The organism is Alteromonas antoniana (genome assembly GCF_019249295.1).
In the GTDB taxonomy this organism is placed as follows: domain Bacteria; phylum Pseudomonadota; class Gammaproteobacteria; order Enterobacterales; family Alteromonadaceae; genus Alteromonas; species Alteromonas antoniana.
This window is the reverse complement of sequence record NZ_JAESDH010000004.1, coordinates 1-16,220: the sequence shown is the minus strand read 5'-3', so window position 1 is coordinate 16,220 and position 16,220 is coordinate 1. Positions and strand designations below refer to the sequence as shown.

The window sequence follows — 16,220 nt, the reverse complement described above, 5'->3', positions numbered from 1 at the left end:
CTGCCGGCGTTTTTATTTGATTCGCAGTGACTAGCTGCAACATTTTTTCAGGAGCTCCAAGAATGAAGGCGCATCCTCCACAGACACGTATACCTGCCACCTATATGCGAGGCGGTACCAGTAAAGGCGTATTTTTTAATCTGACAGATTTGCCGGAACGCGCGCAGCAACCCGGCCCCGCTCGCGACGCCATGCTGCTGCGCGTCATTGGCAGCCCGGATCCTTACCAGAAACAGACTGACGGCATGGGCGGCGCAACATCCAGCACCAGTAAAACTGTGATTGTAAGCAAAAGCGAAAAAGACGGTTTTGATGTCGATTACCTGTTCGGTCAGGTCGCCATCGACAAGCCTTTTGTCGACTGGAGCGGCAACTGTGGCAACCTGACTGCCGCTGTTGGCGCGTTTGCGATCAACAACGGCCTGGTGGACAGCAACCGCATCCCGGAAAACGGCATTACGGTAATACGGATTTGGCAGGTAAATATCGAAAAAGCCATTATTGCCCATGTGCCAATCACTAACGGTGGAGTGCAGGAAACCGGTGACTTTGAACTCGATGGCGTGACGTTCCCTGCCGCCGAAGTGCAGATTGAATTTATGGATCCGGCAGACGGCGACGGTGCCTTGTTCCCTACCGGACGCCTGGTGGACAAGCTTGATGTTCCGGGCGTGGGTACCTTTGAGGCCACCATGATCAACGCTGGCATTCCTACTATCTTCGTCAACGCCCAGGACATCGGTTATACCGGTACCGAGCTGCAGGGCGATATTAATGAGAGTCCTGATGCTCTGGCTATGTTTGAAGCCATTCGCGCGCACGGTGCCGTCAAAATGGGGCTTATCAGCGATGTGGGTGAAGCGGCCTCACGTCAGCACACGCCAAAAGTGGCCATGGTTGCTCCCCCTCGCGATTACAAAGCCTCCAGTGGCAAAGACGTGCTTGGCAATGAGATTGACCTGTTAGTACGTGCGATGTCGATGGGCAAACTGCATCACGCCATGATGGGTACCGCGGCGGTTGCCATTGGTACCGCCGCAGCCATTTCGGGCACGCTGGTAAACCGCGCAGCAGGAGGCGGTGAACGGGATGCGGTAGTATTCGGGCATCCGTCAGGCACCCTGCGCGTGGGTGCAGAAGCGAAAAATATCGATGACCAGTGGCAGGTTACCAAGGCGGTAATGAGTCGCTCTGCCCGTATTCTGATGGAAGGCTGGGTGCGCATACCGGAAGACAGCTTCTAAAGCGATGCTCTGACCTTGTCCCAATTTGTCATGGTATGAGATTGGTATTAACACGCCGGCGCTTTTAGAATCACATCCAGGAGCGCCGGCTTTTCTCTGCCACATAAAGCAGTTCATTTGCCAGTTTCCAGGCATTTTGCTCGGGCATGTAGGGTATCGTGATATTTCCGCTGGCCAGCAACACATTTAACGTCGCCACCTTGCGCCTTTTCATCAGTAAACTCTGACTCACTTTCACCTGCTGTACTTTGTATTTCTCAAAGCACTGGTAGTCCAGCCCGATACGCCCACTTCTTACATACACGTATCTGGCATCATCCCCATAGCCCCAGCGCCACCAGCGCAAAACCAGAATAAGCGACAGTAGCACCGCAACAACACTGGTGCCTATTGCCAGCTCCCATGCCTGGTTGTAAAGGTAAATGCCAACGATAAGTAGGGTCGGCGGCCACACCCATACGCCCAGCCAGTGCCACAAATAACGCAGTGATACTGGTTGGTAAGTGGTTTCATACAGCTGGCTTTCTGGCATCGCCTCTTTCACCAGCGCTTGTGTTTCTTTGATAGTGACAGAAGGTACCAGCAGCTTATTGGGCGACATTAACTCAGCCTGTTGCTGCTGGTTACCTGACGTATTCTGCTCGAAATAAAGGTTCACCCTGCCCAGAATGTTGTCCAGCCAGTCCTGCTTCGCCGTTACCATCTGAATGCGTGACTGACGCATGCTGACTTCCTGTTTATTGAGCAAACCGCTTCGCCGTATATAACGATCGCCATCCCGGCTTAAGGTATAGTCATAGAAAGTCAGCAGTGCACCACCTACCGATAGCAACGCCAGCAAGGCCATAATCAGCATCAACAGAGTCAGGGTATACAAGCCGATTTGCCACCAGGCAGCGGTTTGCTCACTAATAAGTTGTTCAAGATTCAGCCCCCGGGCATTCAGCCAGCGAAAGACAACATCTGAAATGGAATCATAAAACGGCGCTGCCGCACCTAAGATAATCCAGACCCGGTTATTGGTGATCCCGTGAATAATCAAATCACGGATCTTGCGCCGGGTCAGCACCTCTTCGTCCTCACCTGCACTCGCCTGCTTACTTTCCTCTTGCGCAGCGACGGGCTTTTCATCGGTATGGTACGCCAGGATCTGCTTTCTTAGTGCCTGCGCATAACTCAGCGGTACGGCGACAATTTTGGCTTCTTCCTGAGCGCTTCCTGCAGTGTCCAGAATCACCAGCGCAAACTGCATGGGACGATAGTAAATGGGCTGCTCAATTTTTACGTTCTGGATGCGCCAGAAAGGCAGGTTCATATGCCGTCGGTTGAACACACCGTCTTTCACCTCAACGTGTTGTTCACTAATCCGGAAGTGATAGAAGAAGTAACTGATAACGCCGCTGACTGACAGTGATACCAGCAGCAGAAGCGCTACCGGAATGACGTAAGGAGAGTCTTTCAAGTCCAGCACATTTGCCGTAACGGCCACAGCCGGAACAACATAAATCAGAAATTGCGCCAGTTTCTTAATGTTGCTGGCAGTAAAGTAAAGAATAGAAATCGGTGAGAGTCGCTGCCACTGCTCTCCGGTCTCGACAGCAGTGGTCGATACGGACTCCTTGTCGGAAACGGTATCCATCGAAGGCTCACTCATCGGGCATCAAGATCTTTGTGATCAAGAATGAACTGGCGCAACTGCTGGGCACGCGTTACCGGTAGACCTGGTATTTCAAACGTATGTGCGCTGCCGCCGGCAGAATACACCTGCAGCTTAGCCATGTTAGCTATACGATCCAGCGGGCCACGCTTTAACTCAATATGCTGTACCCGCAAAATAGGCTGGCACACGGTAGCCCGGAAAAACAGTCCTTTTTGCAAAATGAGATCCTGCTCACGGACTGCATAGCGGATTAGTGGATCGGCAAAGACATGGTACAGGAATGACAACACACCAAGCGCAGCAAGTATCACTACAACAAAAGGATACACTTTCACCAGCCCTTCTGCTGCCGGAATAAACTGCTGAAACCGCACAACAGTTATCGCTATCAAAAGAAGTGAAAACACCACGCTGACGATGGCCAGGTTCAGTGTCCGGTAATGCGGCGACAACGGGTTGGTTTCCAGTGTCTGTGCATCAGGTAAGGCGTCGGGTGTTACCAGCGCATTAGAGAATGGCGGTGCATCGGGTTGTGTATCGGTCACTTAATCATCCACCATTTGTTCATTTAGCCAGCCGTGCAGCGCTTTCATATCGTGAGCGACGGCCATTTGCAGCTCTTCTACCCAGTCGTGCACATTTTGCCACCAGGCAGGATGATCGCCCTGCTGGATCTGATTGGCAATGCGTTGCACTCTTGCAAGTCCCACCGAGCCCGCTGCGCCCTTAATTTTATGCGCCTGCGAACATACCTCTGATTTTTCATCGGCACTCAGTGCCAGCTGCAATATTTCCATGTATTCAGGCATTTTGTCCTGGAATACTTTTACTGACGCACGCACCATATCTTCGCCAATGGTATCAACCAGCATCTGTAATAAATCCATATCAAGGATGTTTGTGAGCTTTTTCGCGGGTTCGGGCTTGGCTGGCTCATCCGCCTCCGCTTCAACAGGCGCAGGAGGTGAACTGAAAAGCTCATTGAACACTTCAATAACGCGACTCTTTTTCACTGGCTTGGCAATGATATCATCCATCCCGTTTTGCAGATATTCTTCGCGTTTCTTAATGACATTCGCAGTCAGTGCAACGATTGGCGTTCCCATGACCAGCTCCTCTTCGTGCAGCGTGTTGGCCACGTCAAAGCCGGTCATATCCGGAAGCTGTATATCCAGTAGGATCAGGTCATACTGATTTTCTCTTGCCTTATCGATAGCTTCCTGGCCAGTCATGGCGACATCGACATGTTGGCCCAATTTCTCAAGCAATGCCTTGGCAACCATCACATTCAATTCGATATCTTCCACCAGCAATATATTCAGATCGGTTACCTGAAGTTGCGCGACCTGCATGGGGCGTTTGGAAATCTGTAGCGGCAACTCAATCTCAAACCGGGTCCCGTTGCCCACCTTACTGGTCACGCGAATATCGCCTTTCATCAAGTCCACCATCTGCTTACAGATGGCCAGACCGATACCGGTGCCGGTAGCAGACTGGTGGTCTGGGTGATCGACCTGATAGTACATAGCGAAAATCTTATCGATTTCCTCTTCCGGGATCCCTACGCCGGTATCTTCAATGACATACGTCACCACGCTGATGTCATTGGTCGGCCTGGTGGCCGAGACGGTCAGGCTGACATGACCTTTCTGCGTAAACTTCACGGCATTAAACAGAATATTCCACAGGATCTGACGCAGGCGCGTACCATCTACTTCAACCAGTTGTGGCAACGGCTCGTCAATGGTGGTGATAAGCTCCAGTGATTTGTCCTGTGCCAGCAGACGAATGATGCTGCTGAGCTCTTCGGTAAAGTCGCGTAGCGAGACCGTTTTCAGACTAAGCTCAAGTTTATCTCTGTCCAGCTTGTCCAAGTCGATAATGTCATTGAAGATATTACCCAGCGTGATAGCACTGGCGTAGATGGTACTGACCCAGTTAAATTGCTCTTCACTTAATTCGGTATCGCGCAGCATGCGGCTTAATCCAACAATGCCGTTTAGCGGTGTGCGTAATTCGTGGCTGATAGTCGCGATAAACCGGGTTTTGTCGGTACTGGCTTTTGCTGCCGCGTTCTCTGCCTGCTTACGCTCGGTCATGTCGCGGCCAAATGCCAGTAAGCCCAGCCGGTTACCCTCTTGGTCGAAAAACGGCACCTTGCGCATTTCAAAGTAACGGCGGCGGCCATCAGCAAATCGCAGCCACAGTTCTTCAGTAATGCTGGCGTTGGTTTCAAGGACTTCATGATCGCTTGCCACCACCTGGCGGGCCAGATCTTCTTCATACACATCGTGCGGAGTGAGTCCCAGCAGTTCTTCCTGGGTTTTACCTGTCATCATCTCGGCAACCCGGTTACAGCCAGCGAAGCGGCCCTCTTCGTTACGGTAGTAAATCAAATCCGGCGAGGCATCAATGATTGAGCGAAGCAATGTCGATAAACGCCGGGCCTGCTCTTCCTGTTGTGATTTATCCTGAATTTCCTTCTCAAGATCTTTAAATACCGCCTCGCGTTCTTCCTGCGCATGTTTGCGCTGTTCGATTTCATGATTTAGCTGGCGAATGTTGCTTTGCAGCTCACGGTTGAGAAACACATCCTCTTCACGTAAACGTTCAAGCTGACTGACCACTTCTTTCAGGTTCGCTCTTGAGTTTTCAAGCTGCTTTACCAGCTCGCTGAAGAAATAAAGCACCCAGGGGGCGCTTAGCATAGTCAGTACGACGGCGCTGATAAAGTCGTCAGGGTCGACCTGACTGCCCATTGATACCCGGATGACATAAGAGCCTCCCAACGTAAACAGTAACGTGAGTACCACAAACAACACGCTGAGCTTGATAGTGCCAAACCGCTGGACAAATTGCGCGAAGCGAATTGCCCAGGAATCATTAGGGGAATCTGAGTGCATAGAAATGACTGCCTGTAAAACTTGCGTTTATCCTAGCAGGCTTTGCTATTCAGGCAAACGACTGAAATGTCGGGGGGTTAAGAGAAAAAATAATCGGTAAACCCTGATTACCGCATTGCTAAGGAAGATGGGCTGGCAATTTCAGGCACCATGACATCTTTTTTATGTTGGCGCGGATGATTACCCCGCGTTGGCTCTCCTCAGATTTTACTCAGAGATAACTGATAAGCGGGCCGTCTTGCCATGGCCTGCAATACGAGGCTACTCGATATCATGCAAATATTGATTGCTTACCCACCCCGTTGTTTCAAACCGTACCTGCGCCCAGCCGTTGCTTTGCTTTACGATAGTTACCGGCGTGCCCTTAGTAAGTGGCTCAGCGACTTTCTCATGCTGTGTGCCGGGCCCCGCCCTTACGTTCAGGCCAGTTGCATTTACCACTGCTTCTCTGGATACGGTTGTGGCTTGTATTTTCGCTACCGGATGCGATGCCGGCTCAGTGCCAAGTAACCGCTGGCGCAATTTATCCAGCGGAAAAGCCGGGCCGGGATCTGTCTTTCTTCCCGGCGAGATCTCTTCATGTCCAACAATGGTGTGTATTGGATAGTGCTGACAAAGCGCCTGACACAGCGAAAACGTTGCCTGTATCTGCGCTTCAGTATACGCATGCCAGTAAGAGAGTGACTGCTGGTTGCGATGCACGCCACGAAACACGTCATCGCCGCTGTACGCTTTGTTAAACCAGCTAAGAAACGCGCCATTTCCGTTAGGCGTCAGCTCGCCCGCATTGTCCAGCTCAATGCCTATCGAATAGCGATTCAGTCGTTCGCGCCCCTGCCACTCACTTCGCCCTGCATGCCAGGCAATGTGATTAAAGGGTACCATTTGCACGATTTCCCCATCACGACCAATACAAATATGCGCAGAGACTTTATTCGCCGGATTCGTCATGACACTGACTGACGACGACAGGCTACTGCCAGCGGTAAAGTGAATGACGATGGTATCCGGGGCACCGCTGGAAAATTCACCGGATTGGTTAGGCGAGGGCTCAAACGTGACTGATTCCCCCTGCAGGCGGTTTGCGTTAATTTCAAAACTGAACACCAGAATTCTCCTTATCGGTGTTGTGCGTAATACTGTTGGGATAACACGACTTGCGCAAAACCTCCTGGCATGTCGGCCTGAGAGGATGTCATGCGTTCCCCCGTGACATCCTGCTCATGTTCAATTATTATACAGTTTCGGTATTGATCAACTTGTTATACCAATCCGCATAGTTTTTTTGCGTTACAGCATTTGTATCCGGTTAGCTTGGGTTAGCATCCATTCGTAAACGCGATGGGAAAATGCCTGTGGTTAGCGTGGCGTTCGGAGAACATTGCAGCCTATCCGGCAATGCTGCCGGGCACCCACACACAGGGCCCGACGTGCTCAACGGTGTGTAACGACCTAATTCACTATGCAGAATGGTATTCATTCCAACCAGAATGACTGCCTATGTCATCACCTGATAGCCGACATCTAATAAGGACGCGGTTATAATGAATACTTATTCAATATAACGGAACCAGTGACTTTCAAACTTTAGTATAAACATACTAATAACTGGGAAAAACGTAGTTTTAGAGCAAATTTCGAGCACCAATAAAAAACCAGTAAGCTCATGAAAATAATGCAGTTATAACTTGTTAACATTAATGCAACATTGTCTGTCGTGATTAGCGTTTGATTTTATTTTGCAATGTGGGTATTTTGGACGGCCCGCAACGCAATAATGCATAAAAATGCGGTACACGACTGGAATCCTCTAATAATAATTAACGACAAAAAAAGACGCTGGATGCCGGATTACCCTGCCTCGAAATAAGACGTCTGACAATGTTGTGATGGACATCCTAATGTTCATCAAAACGCAACACGTACCTTGCCCAGTCTAAGGTTGAAGGAGTTAAGAGATGAGTTTATATAACCCCAATGATTCCCGGGATAACTGTGGGTTCGGCCTGATAGCCCATACTCATGGTGAAGCCAGTCACCAGTTGGTAGAAACCGCAATACATGGTCTGGACCGTATGCAACACCGTGGAGGTATTGCAGCTGACGGAAAAACCGGCGACGGTTGTGGCCTGTTGCTGCAAAAACCGGATGCATTTTTTCAGGCTATTGCCGAAGAAAATGGCTGGAAACTCAGCAAAAAATACGGCGTAGGTATGATATTTCTGAGCCAGGAGGACACCCTGGCGCAGACAGCACGTGACGTGCTGAACGAAGAACTGGAAAAAGAAACCCTGGGCGTGGTTGGCTGGCGGAAAGTGCCGGTCGATAACAGCGTGCTCGGTGAACTGGCGTTGACCGGTGTTCCACAAATCGAGCAGGTATTTGTAAACGCCCCTGCAGGATGGCGTAAGCGTGATTTGGAACGCCGCCTTTATATGGTGCGCCGCCGGGCAGAAAAACGTCTGGAAAAGGATCCTGATTTTTATGTTGCCTGTCTTTCGGGACTGGTAACTATTTATAAAGGGCTGGTCATGCCTAAAGACCTGCCCGCGTTTTATGCTGATCTGGCAGATGAACGCATGAAAAGCGCCATCTGTGTATTCCACCAGCGTTTTTCTACCAACACCCTTCCCCGCTGGCCGCTGGCGCAGCCGTTCCGCTTCTTAGCGCATAACGGGGAAATCAACACCATTAAAGGTAACCGCGACTGGTCGATGGCCCGCACATCTAAGTTCGCCACGCCGTTGATCCCGGACTTAAAAGACGCAGCCCCCTTCGTCAATACCGAAGGCTCTGACTCTTCCTCTCTGGACAATATGCTTGAGCTGTTCCTTGCCGGCGGTATGGACTTGTTCCGTGCTATGCGCCTGCTTGTGCCGCCAGCCTATCAGAACAACAAAACAATGGATGAAGAGCTGCGCTCATTTTATGAGTTCAATTCCATGCATATGGAGCCGTGGGACGGCCCGGCAGGTATCGTGTTAACCAATGGTCGTCACGTGGCGTGTAACCTGGACCGTAATGGGTTGCGTCCGGCGCGTTATGTCATTACCAAAAACGGCTTTATCACCCTGGCCTCAGAAATTGGCATCTGGGATTACAAGCCTGAAGATGTACTGGAGAAAGGCCGCGTAGGCCCCGGTGAAATGCTTGCGGTGGATACGTACACGGGCAAAATCTGGCGCTCTAATGAGATAGACGAAGAGCTGAAAACCCGCCACCCGTACCGCGAGTGGCTGGAAAAACATATTCGTCGGTTAACGCCTATTGAAAAGCTGGATGCGTCGCTGATTGGTCAGCGCGTGTTTGACGATGACACCATGGCGGTCTATCACAAGCTGTTCAATTACAGCTACGAAGAAATTCAGCAAGTGGTAAAAGTCCTGGCGAAAGACGGTCAGGAAGCGGTTGGCTCCATGGGTGATGACACTCCGATGGCGGTAATGTCTTCGCGCCAACGCACCGTTTACGATTACTTCCGTCAGCAATTTGCTCAGGTGACCAATCCGCCTATCGATCCACTACGTGAAAACCACGTGATGTCACTGGCTACCTGTATTGGTCGCGAGCAAAACGTGTTCAGCGAAACCTCCGGTTACGCCGACCGCGTGCTGTTCGAAAGCCCAATCCTGATGTATACGGATCTCAAGCAACTGCGTGAGTTTAATCCGGATAACTATTATTCAGAGGTCGTCGAGCTACAATATGCGCCGGAAGAAGGTCTGAAGAAGGCCATTGAGCGAATTTGTAATGAAGTCGAATATCTGGTGAAACAGAAACGCGCTGCGTTTGTGATTTTGTCAGACCGTAACATAAAGCAAAACCGCTTACCTGTTCCAGCAGCAATGGCAGTAGGTGCAGTACAGCGCCGTTTGGTGGACAAAGCACTTCGCTGCGACGCAAACGTGGTAGTAGAGACTGCATCAGCGCGTGACCCGCATCACTTTGCCGTACTGATTGGCTTAGGTGCGACAGCGGTGTATCCGTTCCTTGCTTACGAGACTATCGAACAGCTATGCGACAAAGGCGAGCTGGATATCAGCGTGATGCAGGCTACCCTCAACTATCGTAAGGGTATCAATAAAGGCCTGTATAAAATCATGTCCAAAATGGGCATCAGTACGGTTGCCAGTTACCGCAGTGCCAAACTGTTTGAAGCCGTGGGCATCAATACTGACGTGATGGAACTATGCTTCAAAGGCATTACCTCACGTATTCAGGGTGCCGGATTTGATGACTTCGAGCAGGATACCATCAACCTTAACCGCGTAGCGTGGCTTAAGCGTAAGTCAATCCAACATGGTGGTCTGCTGAAGTACGTGCATGATGGCGAATATCATGCCTACAACCCGGATGTTGTTACGTCGCTGCAAAAAGCGGTGGTCTCCGGTGAGTACGACGATTATCAGGTATTTGCTAAACTTGTAAACGAGCGCTCACCTGCGCATCTGCGCGATTTACTCGGCCTGAACCCTAAGAATGAAGCCATTGATATCAGTGAAGTCGAGCCGGAGGAGAACCTCTTCCCACGCTTTGATACTGCGGCAATGTCGATTGGCGCATTGAGCCCGGAAGCCCATGAGGCGCTGGCGATTGCCATGAACCGCCTGGGCGGGCAGTCAAACTCTGGTGAGGGTGGCGAGCATCCATCACGTTTCGGCACCGAGAAAAACTCCAAAATTAAACAGGTCGCTTCAGGCCGATTTGGCGTAACGCCTCATTATCTGGTGAACGCCAACGTTATCCAGATAAAAGTCGCACAGGGTGCAAAACCCGGTGAAGGTGGCCAGTTGCCTGGCGACAAAGTGAATAAGTATATTGCCCAGCTTCGATTCTCGGTACCGGGTGTAACGCTCATTTCACCGCCGCCACACCATGATATTTATTCGATTGAAGATTTAGCCCAGCTGATTTTCGATTTGAAACAGGTAAATCCGACGGCGCTTATCTCCGTTAAGCTGGTGTCAGAGCCTGGCGTTGGCACTATCGCAACAGGTGTCGCGAAGGCGTATGCAGATCTTATCACGGTGTCCGGCTATGACGGCGGCACGGGCGCAAGTCCGCTGACGTCGGTGAAATATGCCGGAAGCCCATTTGAACTGGGTCTGGCAGAAACGCAGCAGGCGCTGATTGAAAATGGCTTGCGCCACAAAGTGCGTGTGCAAACTGACGGTGGCCTGAAAACCGGTCTGGATGTTGTGAAAGCGGCACTGCTGGGGGCAGAGAGCTTCGGCTTTGGTACCGGCCCTATGGTGGCGCTGGGCTGTAAATACCTGAGGATCTGTCACCTGAACAACTGTGCTACCGGTGTGGCAACGCAGGACCAAAAGCTGCGCGATGACTACTTCATCGGCTTGCCGGAAATGGTGATGAACTACTTTAAGTTTATTGCCCGCGAAGTGCGCGAAATTATGGCCGCCATGGGCGTGCGTAAATTCGATGAACTGGTAGGTCGTACCGAGCTGTTAAAAGTGCTCGAAGGTATTACCGCTAAGCAAAACCGACTGGATTTGTCGCCGCTGCTGGCAACCCCTAAAGAAGGTGAACATACGCGTCTGTTCTGCTCTCAGACGACTAACGCGCCAATGGACAAAGGCGAGCTGAATGCCCGTATTCTGGAAGATGCACGTGAAGCGGTGCGCACCAGTTCCGGTGCACAGCTTGCTTATGACGCGCGCAACACAGACCGTTCGATTGGCGCGCTGCTGTCTGGCGAGATTGCCAAGCACCACGGCAACCACGGCATGGAAGAAAACCCGATTGTTATCCACCTGACTGGCACCGCCGGACAGAGCTTCGGCGTGTGGAATGCAGGCGGCCTGCACATGCACCTGATGGGCGATGCCAACGATTACGTCGGCAAAGGCATGACGGGCGGAAAGCTGGTAATTCATCCGCATCAGAACATTAACTTCAACGCCCACGAGAGTGCGATCATGGGTAACACCTGCCTGTACGGTGCCACTGGCGGTAAGCTGTTTGCTGCAGGCCGTGCCGGTGAGCGTTTCGCCGTACGTAACTCAGGTGCCATTGCTGTTGTTGAAGGTATCGGTGATAACGGCTGTGAGTACATGACCGGCGGTATCGTTGCCGTTCTGGGCGAAGTAGGCGTTAACTTTGGTGCCGGTATGACCGGCGGTTTTGCCTACCTGCTGGATGATAAAGGTGATCTTGCAGACCGGGTAAATGAAGAGCTGGTGGAAGTGTTAACCATTGACGACAAAGTCATTTTGGCTGAGCACCTTCGCGGCCTGATTAACCAACATTATGAAGAAACCGGCAGTGAACAGTCGCTGTCGCTTCTGACCGATTTTGCGTCGTCGCTGACACGCTTTAAGTTAATCAAACCGAAAACCAGTGATGTGAAAAACCTGTTGGGCCACATCAGTCGTTCCAGCGCAGAGTTGCGCATTCAGGCTCAGTAGGAGGGGTGTAAGTTTATGGCAAAGAATGTATATCAGTTTGTCGACGTTGAACGTATCGATCCGCCTAAAAAGCCGATTATAGTACGTAAGTCTGAATTCGCTGAAATTTACCAGCCTCTGACACAGTCGCAAACAGAAGGTCAGGCTGACCGTTGTCTGGATTGTGGTAATCCATACTGTGAGTGGAAGTGCCCTGTGCACAATTACATTCCGCAATGGCTGAGCCTGGCAAATGAAGGGCGGATTATCGAAGCGGCAGAGCTGTCGCATAAAACCAATAGTTTGCCGGAAGTGTGTGGCCGCGTATGTCCACAGGACCGGTTGTGCGAAGGCGCGTGTACACTCAACGATGACTTCGGCGCGGTAACCATTGGCAGTATCGAAAAATACATTACCGATACCGCGTTTAAAATGGGCTGGCGTCCGGATATGTCGGACGTAGTCTGGACCGATAAAAAAGTAGCAATTGTCGGGGCCGGCCCTGCCGGGCTTGCCTGCGCCGATATTCTGGTTCGTAACGGGGTGAAACCTGTTGTTTACGATAAATACGAAGAAATCGGTGGCCTGCTGACCTTCGGCATCCCCTCTTTTAAACTGGAAAAAGAGGTCATAAAACTGCGTCGCGAAATCTTCACCGACATGGGTGTTGAGTTCGTGCTGAATACCGAAATTGGTAAAGACATCGGGTTTGAAGAGCTAATTGACAAGCACGATGCCGTATTCCTCGGTATGGGTACCTATAAGTCAATGCAGGGCGGTTTTGAGCACGAGCATGTGGAAGGCGTATATGAAGCCCTTCCGTTTCTGGTGGCCAATACCAACCGCACCATGGGACTCGAAAAAGATCCCGCTGACTTCATCGATATGAAAGGCAAGCGCGTGGTGGTACTCGGTGGTGGTGACACCACCATGGACTGCGTACGTACATCGATTCGTCAGGGTGCCAAAGCGGTAACCTGTGCTTACCGTCGTGATGAGCAAAGCATGCCTGGTTCACGCAAAGAAGTGGTTAACGCCCGCGAGGAAGGTGTCGAGTTTAAATTCAACCTTCAACCGCTGGATATCGCCATTGACGACAACGGCAAGGCATGCGGCGTCAAGCTGGTGCACACCGAAATGGGACCACCTGATGTGAACGGCCGTCGCCGCCCGGTAGAAGTCGAAGGCTCTGAGCACATTCTGGAAGCCGACGCGGTGATTATCGCCTTTGGTTTTCAGCCAAGCCCAGCCAACTGGTTTGCTGATTACGGGATCGTGCTGGATGACAAGGGCCGCGTCATTGCGCCATCAAAAGGTAAATTCGCATACCAAACCGCTAACCCGAAGATTTTTGCCGGTGGCGATATGGTGCGCGGTAGTGACCTGGTAGTCACCGCCATTGATGAAGGCCGTAAAGCTGCAGAAGGCATTATGGATTACATCGGCGTCTAAACCACACCAACACTATTATTGAGGGAAGCTTCGGCTTCCCTTTTTTGTATCCGCAATAGTGAATGCCATTCTCTCAGCGAAGCCGGGCGTGCGACTGTAGTCAATAACATGGGTGGGTATGACCATATCATTGTCGTAATGCCTGCTTCCAACCCGCTGAATACCTTCGCGATTTCTCCTGCAATTAAAACCTTAACTTTCTCAGTACAAACCTTTTAATTTTAATTTAGAGCGGGTATTATCACACACCATCGAGAATCATTATCATTTTCATACGTGTTTACATGCGTATCAGGAGGTCAATTGAACAAGCGTATTTCTGCGGTAGCAACCGCGGTATCTCTGGTCATTTTTGGCGCTGCAGCACAGGCTCAGGAAGCACAAAACGATGTCCCGGATGTTGAACGTATTACCGTACGTGGTGCCTTTTTTGGTCAACAAGTCGCTGATGCTGTTAAAACGCCTACCCTGCTGGTAGATGTCCCTCAGTCTGTTTCTGTTGTCAGCGCGGAGCAAATTAACGAACAAGCGCTTTTCAGTGTCGCTGACGTTATGCAGTATACTCCGGGCGTCAGTGTGGGTTTAGGTGAAGATCACCGCGACCAGATCACCATCCGTGGCCAGAACACGACTGCAGACTTTTTCGTCGACGGGCTGCGTGACGATGTGCAGTATTTCCGTCCACTGTACAACCTTGAGCGTGTAGAGATCCTGCGTGGTGCGAATGCATTGCTATTCGGTCGCGGTGGCGGCGGCGGTGTGGTTAACCGCGTGACGAAAGTAGCCGAAGTTAATGAAGACTTCACTACTCTGTCTGCCGGCATCGATACTTTTGGTGCAGGCTCTGTAAGCATTGATACCAATAAGGTCATCGACAGTGAAAACGCGTTTCGTCTGAACGGTGTGTTCGACAACATCGATAATCACCGCGACTTCAAAGACGGCGAGCGTTATGCCGTTAACCCAACTTACACCTGGCTGGCATCGGAAGATACCACGGTTCGCGCATCATACGAATACGTGAACGACGACCGCCTGGTTGACCGCGGTGTGCCGGCCTTAGGTGGCGAGCCTCTGACAGGCTATGACGATACGTACTTTGGCGATCCGAATTTCAATAACACCACATTAGAAGCGCACATTGCACGCATCCGTGCCGAACACGCTCTGAATGATAACTGGAACGCCAATGCGACTGTCCAGTTCGCAGATTACGATAAGCTGTATCAGAACCTGTACCCGGTAAACTTTGATGCTGCCGCCGGCACAGTTACTCTGGACGGCTACCGCGATACGACTGAGCGTGAAAACCTGTTATTCCAGTTCAACCTTGTAGGTCAGTTTGAAACAGGCGCCTTTTCTCACACCATGTTGATGGGTGCTGAATACGGTAATCAGGATACCGAGAACGCGCGTCGCGATGCCTATTTCACCGACACTAAAGATGACCAGATTACCTTTATGTTTTCTGATCCGTTGATGATCCCTGAGCGCTCACTCACTGCGCCGGTACGTGACCGCGCCTCAGACGTGACCTTCACCTCCGCGTTTATTCAGGACGAAATCGGTATTGGTGAGAACTGGATTGTGGTCGCCGGCCTGCGTTACGACAACTTCGATATTGACGTTACCGACAATATCGAAATAGCCAACGGCAGCGAAGACGGCAACAACGGCCTGCTAAGCAGCTCAGACACCGAAGTGTCGCCGCGCTTTGGCCTTATCTACAAGCCAATGAAAGACGTGTCTGTTTATGCCAGCTACAGTAAATCCTTCCTGCCTCGCTCTGGCGATCAGTTCCTGTCATTATCGCTGTCATCGCAAGCGTTGGACGCGGAAGAATTCGAGAACAAAGAAATCGGTCTTAAGTGGAATCTGAGCGATGCACTAAGCCTGACAGCTGCGGCGTTTGAAGTAGAACGTGAAAACGGTACGGCGCAGGATCCCGCCAATCCGGAACGCTCTATTCTGACCGGAACCGAAACCACAGGGTTTGAAATTCAACTGGTTGGCCAGCTAACCGACGCATGGACCATTAACGCTGGCTACAGCAACCTTGATGGTGAAGAGATGGGCCGCGTGGTTGATGGAGACCTGGCAAACCGTGAGCTGGCTCAGCTTCCTGAACATATGCTGACATTGTGGAATCAGTATCAGGTAGCAGAAGACTGGAAAGTGGCGCTGGGCGTGATTTATCAGTCAGAGCAATATGCCTCACTGAGTAACGCAATTGAACTGCCAGACTTCTGGCGTGTCGACGCTGCGGTTTACTATGATTACAGCGAAGACCTGAGCCTGCAGCTGAACGTTGAAAATGTGTTTGACGAAGACTACTTCCCGTCTGCACATAACGACAACAACATTGCCACAGGCAAACCAGTAAACGCGCGCATCAGCATGCAATACCGCTTCTGATAACAGGTAAGTGCACTACTTTTGGTAGCGCGATACCTGATCAGAAAAAAGGGGGCCACACGGCCTAATGCCGATCAGTTAAGAGATTGACATTGGCTGTAAGAGGATCAAAATCCGATGATCGTAAGGTCATCGGATTTTT

General features: G+C 51.0%; 8 protein-coding genes. 4 read left to right on the top strand and 4 right to left on the bottom strand.

Annotation, left to right across the window (positions count from 1 at the left end):
- Positions 1-62 precede the first annotated feature (62 nt).
- Positions 63-1,244: a 2-methylaconitate cis-trans isomerase PrpF gene (prpF, locus tag JKP77_RS04145; RefSeq protein WP_218309938.1), complete on the top strand. Its 1,182-nt coding sequence runs from the start codon at positions 63-65 to the stop codon at positions 1,242-1,244.
- Between the two features lie 70 nt (positions 1,245-1,314).
- Here prpF and JKP77_RS04140 read toward each other — a convergent pair whose 3' ends face one another.
- From JKP77_RS04140 to JKP77_RS22250, 4 genes are all read right to left on the bottom strand, one after another.
- On the bottom strand, positions 1,315-2,898 hold the full coding sequence (locus tag JKP77_RS04140; RefSeq protein ID WP_246601071.1) for a PH domain-containing protein: 1,584 nt from the start codon (positions 2,896-2,898) through the stop codon (positions 1,315-1,317).
- Complete coding sequence (locus JKP77_RS04135; RefSeq protein ID WP_338024833.1) at positions 2,895-3,449, bottom strand: PH domain-containing protein; 555 nt, start codon at positions 3,447-3,449, stop codon at positions 2,895-2,897. The genes JKP77_RS04140 and JKP77_RS04135 overlap by 4 nt, the downstream gene beginning before the upstream one ends.
- Positions 3,450-5,807, bottom strand: a complete 2,358-nt coding sequence (gene arcB / locus JKP77_RS04130; protein WP_218309937.1) for an aerobic respiration two-component sensor histidine kinase ArcB — start codon at positions 5,805-5,807, stop codon at positions 3,450-3,452.
- 261 nt (positions 5,808-6,068) lie between these two features.
- Complete coding sequence (locus JKP77_RS22250) at positions 6,069-6,914, bottom strand: N-acetylmuramoyl-L-alanine amidase (RefSeq protein WP_420840039.1); 846 nt, start codon at positions 6,912-6,914, stop codon at positions 6,069-6,071.
- Between the two features lie 851 nt (positions 6,915-7,765).
- On the opposite strand from JKP77_RS22250, the gene gltB reads away from it, so the two are divergent.
- From gltB to JKP77_RS04110, 3 genes are all read left to right on the top strand, one after another.
- Positions 7,766-12,232, top strand: coding sequence for a glutamate synthase large subunit (gene gltB, locus JKP77_RS04120; protein ID WP_218309936.1), 4,467 nt, complete (start codon positions 7,766-7,768; stop codon positions 12,230-12,232).
- Between the two features lie 15 nt (positions 12,233-12,247).
- Positions 12,248-13,663, top strand: coding sequence for an FAD-dependent oxidoreductase (locus tag JKP77_RS04115; RefSeq protein ID WP_218309935.1), 1,416 nt, complete (start codon positions 12,248-12,250; stop codon positions 13,661-13,663).
- A gap of 303 nt (positions 13,664-13,966) precedes the next feature.
- Positions 13,967-16,078 carry a TonB-dependent receptor gene (locus JKP77_RS04110; RefSeq protein WP_218309934.1) on the top strand — a complete coding sequence of 704 codons (2,112 nt, stop codon included), beginning with the start codon at positions 13,967-13,969 and terminating at the stop codon, positions 16,076-16,078.
- Positions 16,079-16,220 lie beyond the last annotated feature (142 nt).

Bases quoted from the DNA above. Each gene is read 5' to 3' on its own strand.
- prpF (WP_218309938.1), top strand. From the start codon at position 63: ATGAAGGCGCATCCTCCACAGACACGTATACCTGCCACCTATATGCGA.
- JKP77_RS04140 (WP_246601071.1), bottom strand. From the start codon at position 2,898: ATGAGTGAGCCTTCGATGGATACCGTTTCCGACAAGGAGTCCGTATCG.
- arcB (WP_218309937.1), bottom strand. From the start codon at position 5,807: ATGCACTCAGATTCCCCTAATGATTCCTGGGCAATTCGCTTCGCGCAA.
- gltB (WP_218309936.1), top strand. From the start codon at position 7,766: ATGAGTTTATATAACCCCAATGATTCCCGGGATAACTGTGGGTTCGGC.
- JKP77_RS04115 (WP_218309935.1), top strand. From the start codon at position 12,248: ATGGCAAAGAATGTATATCAGTTTGTCGACGTTGAACGTATCGATCCG.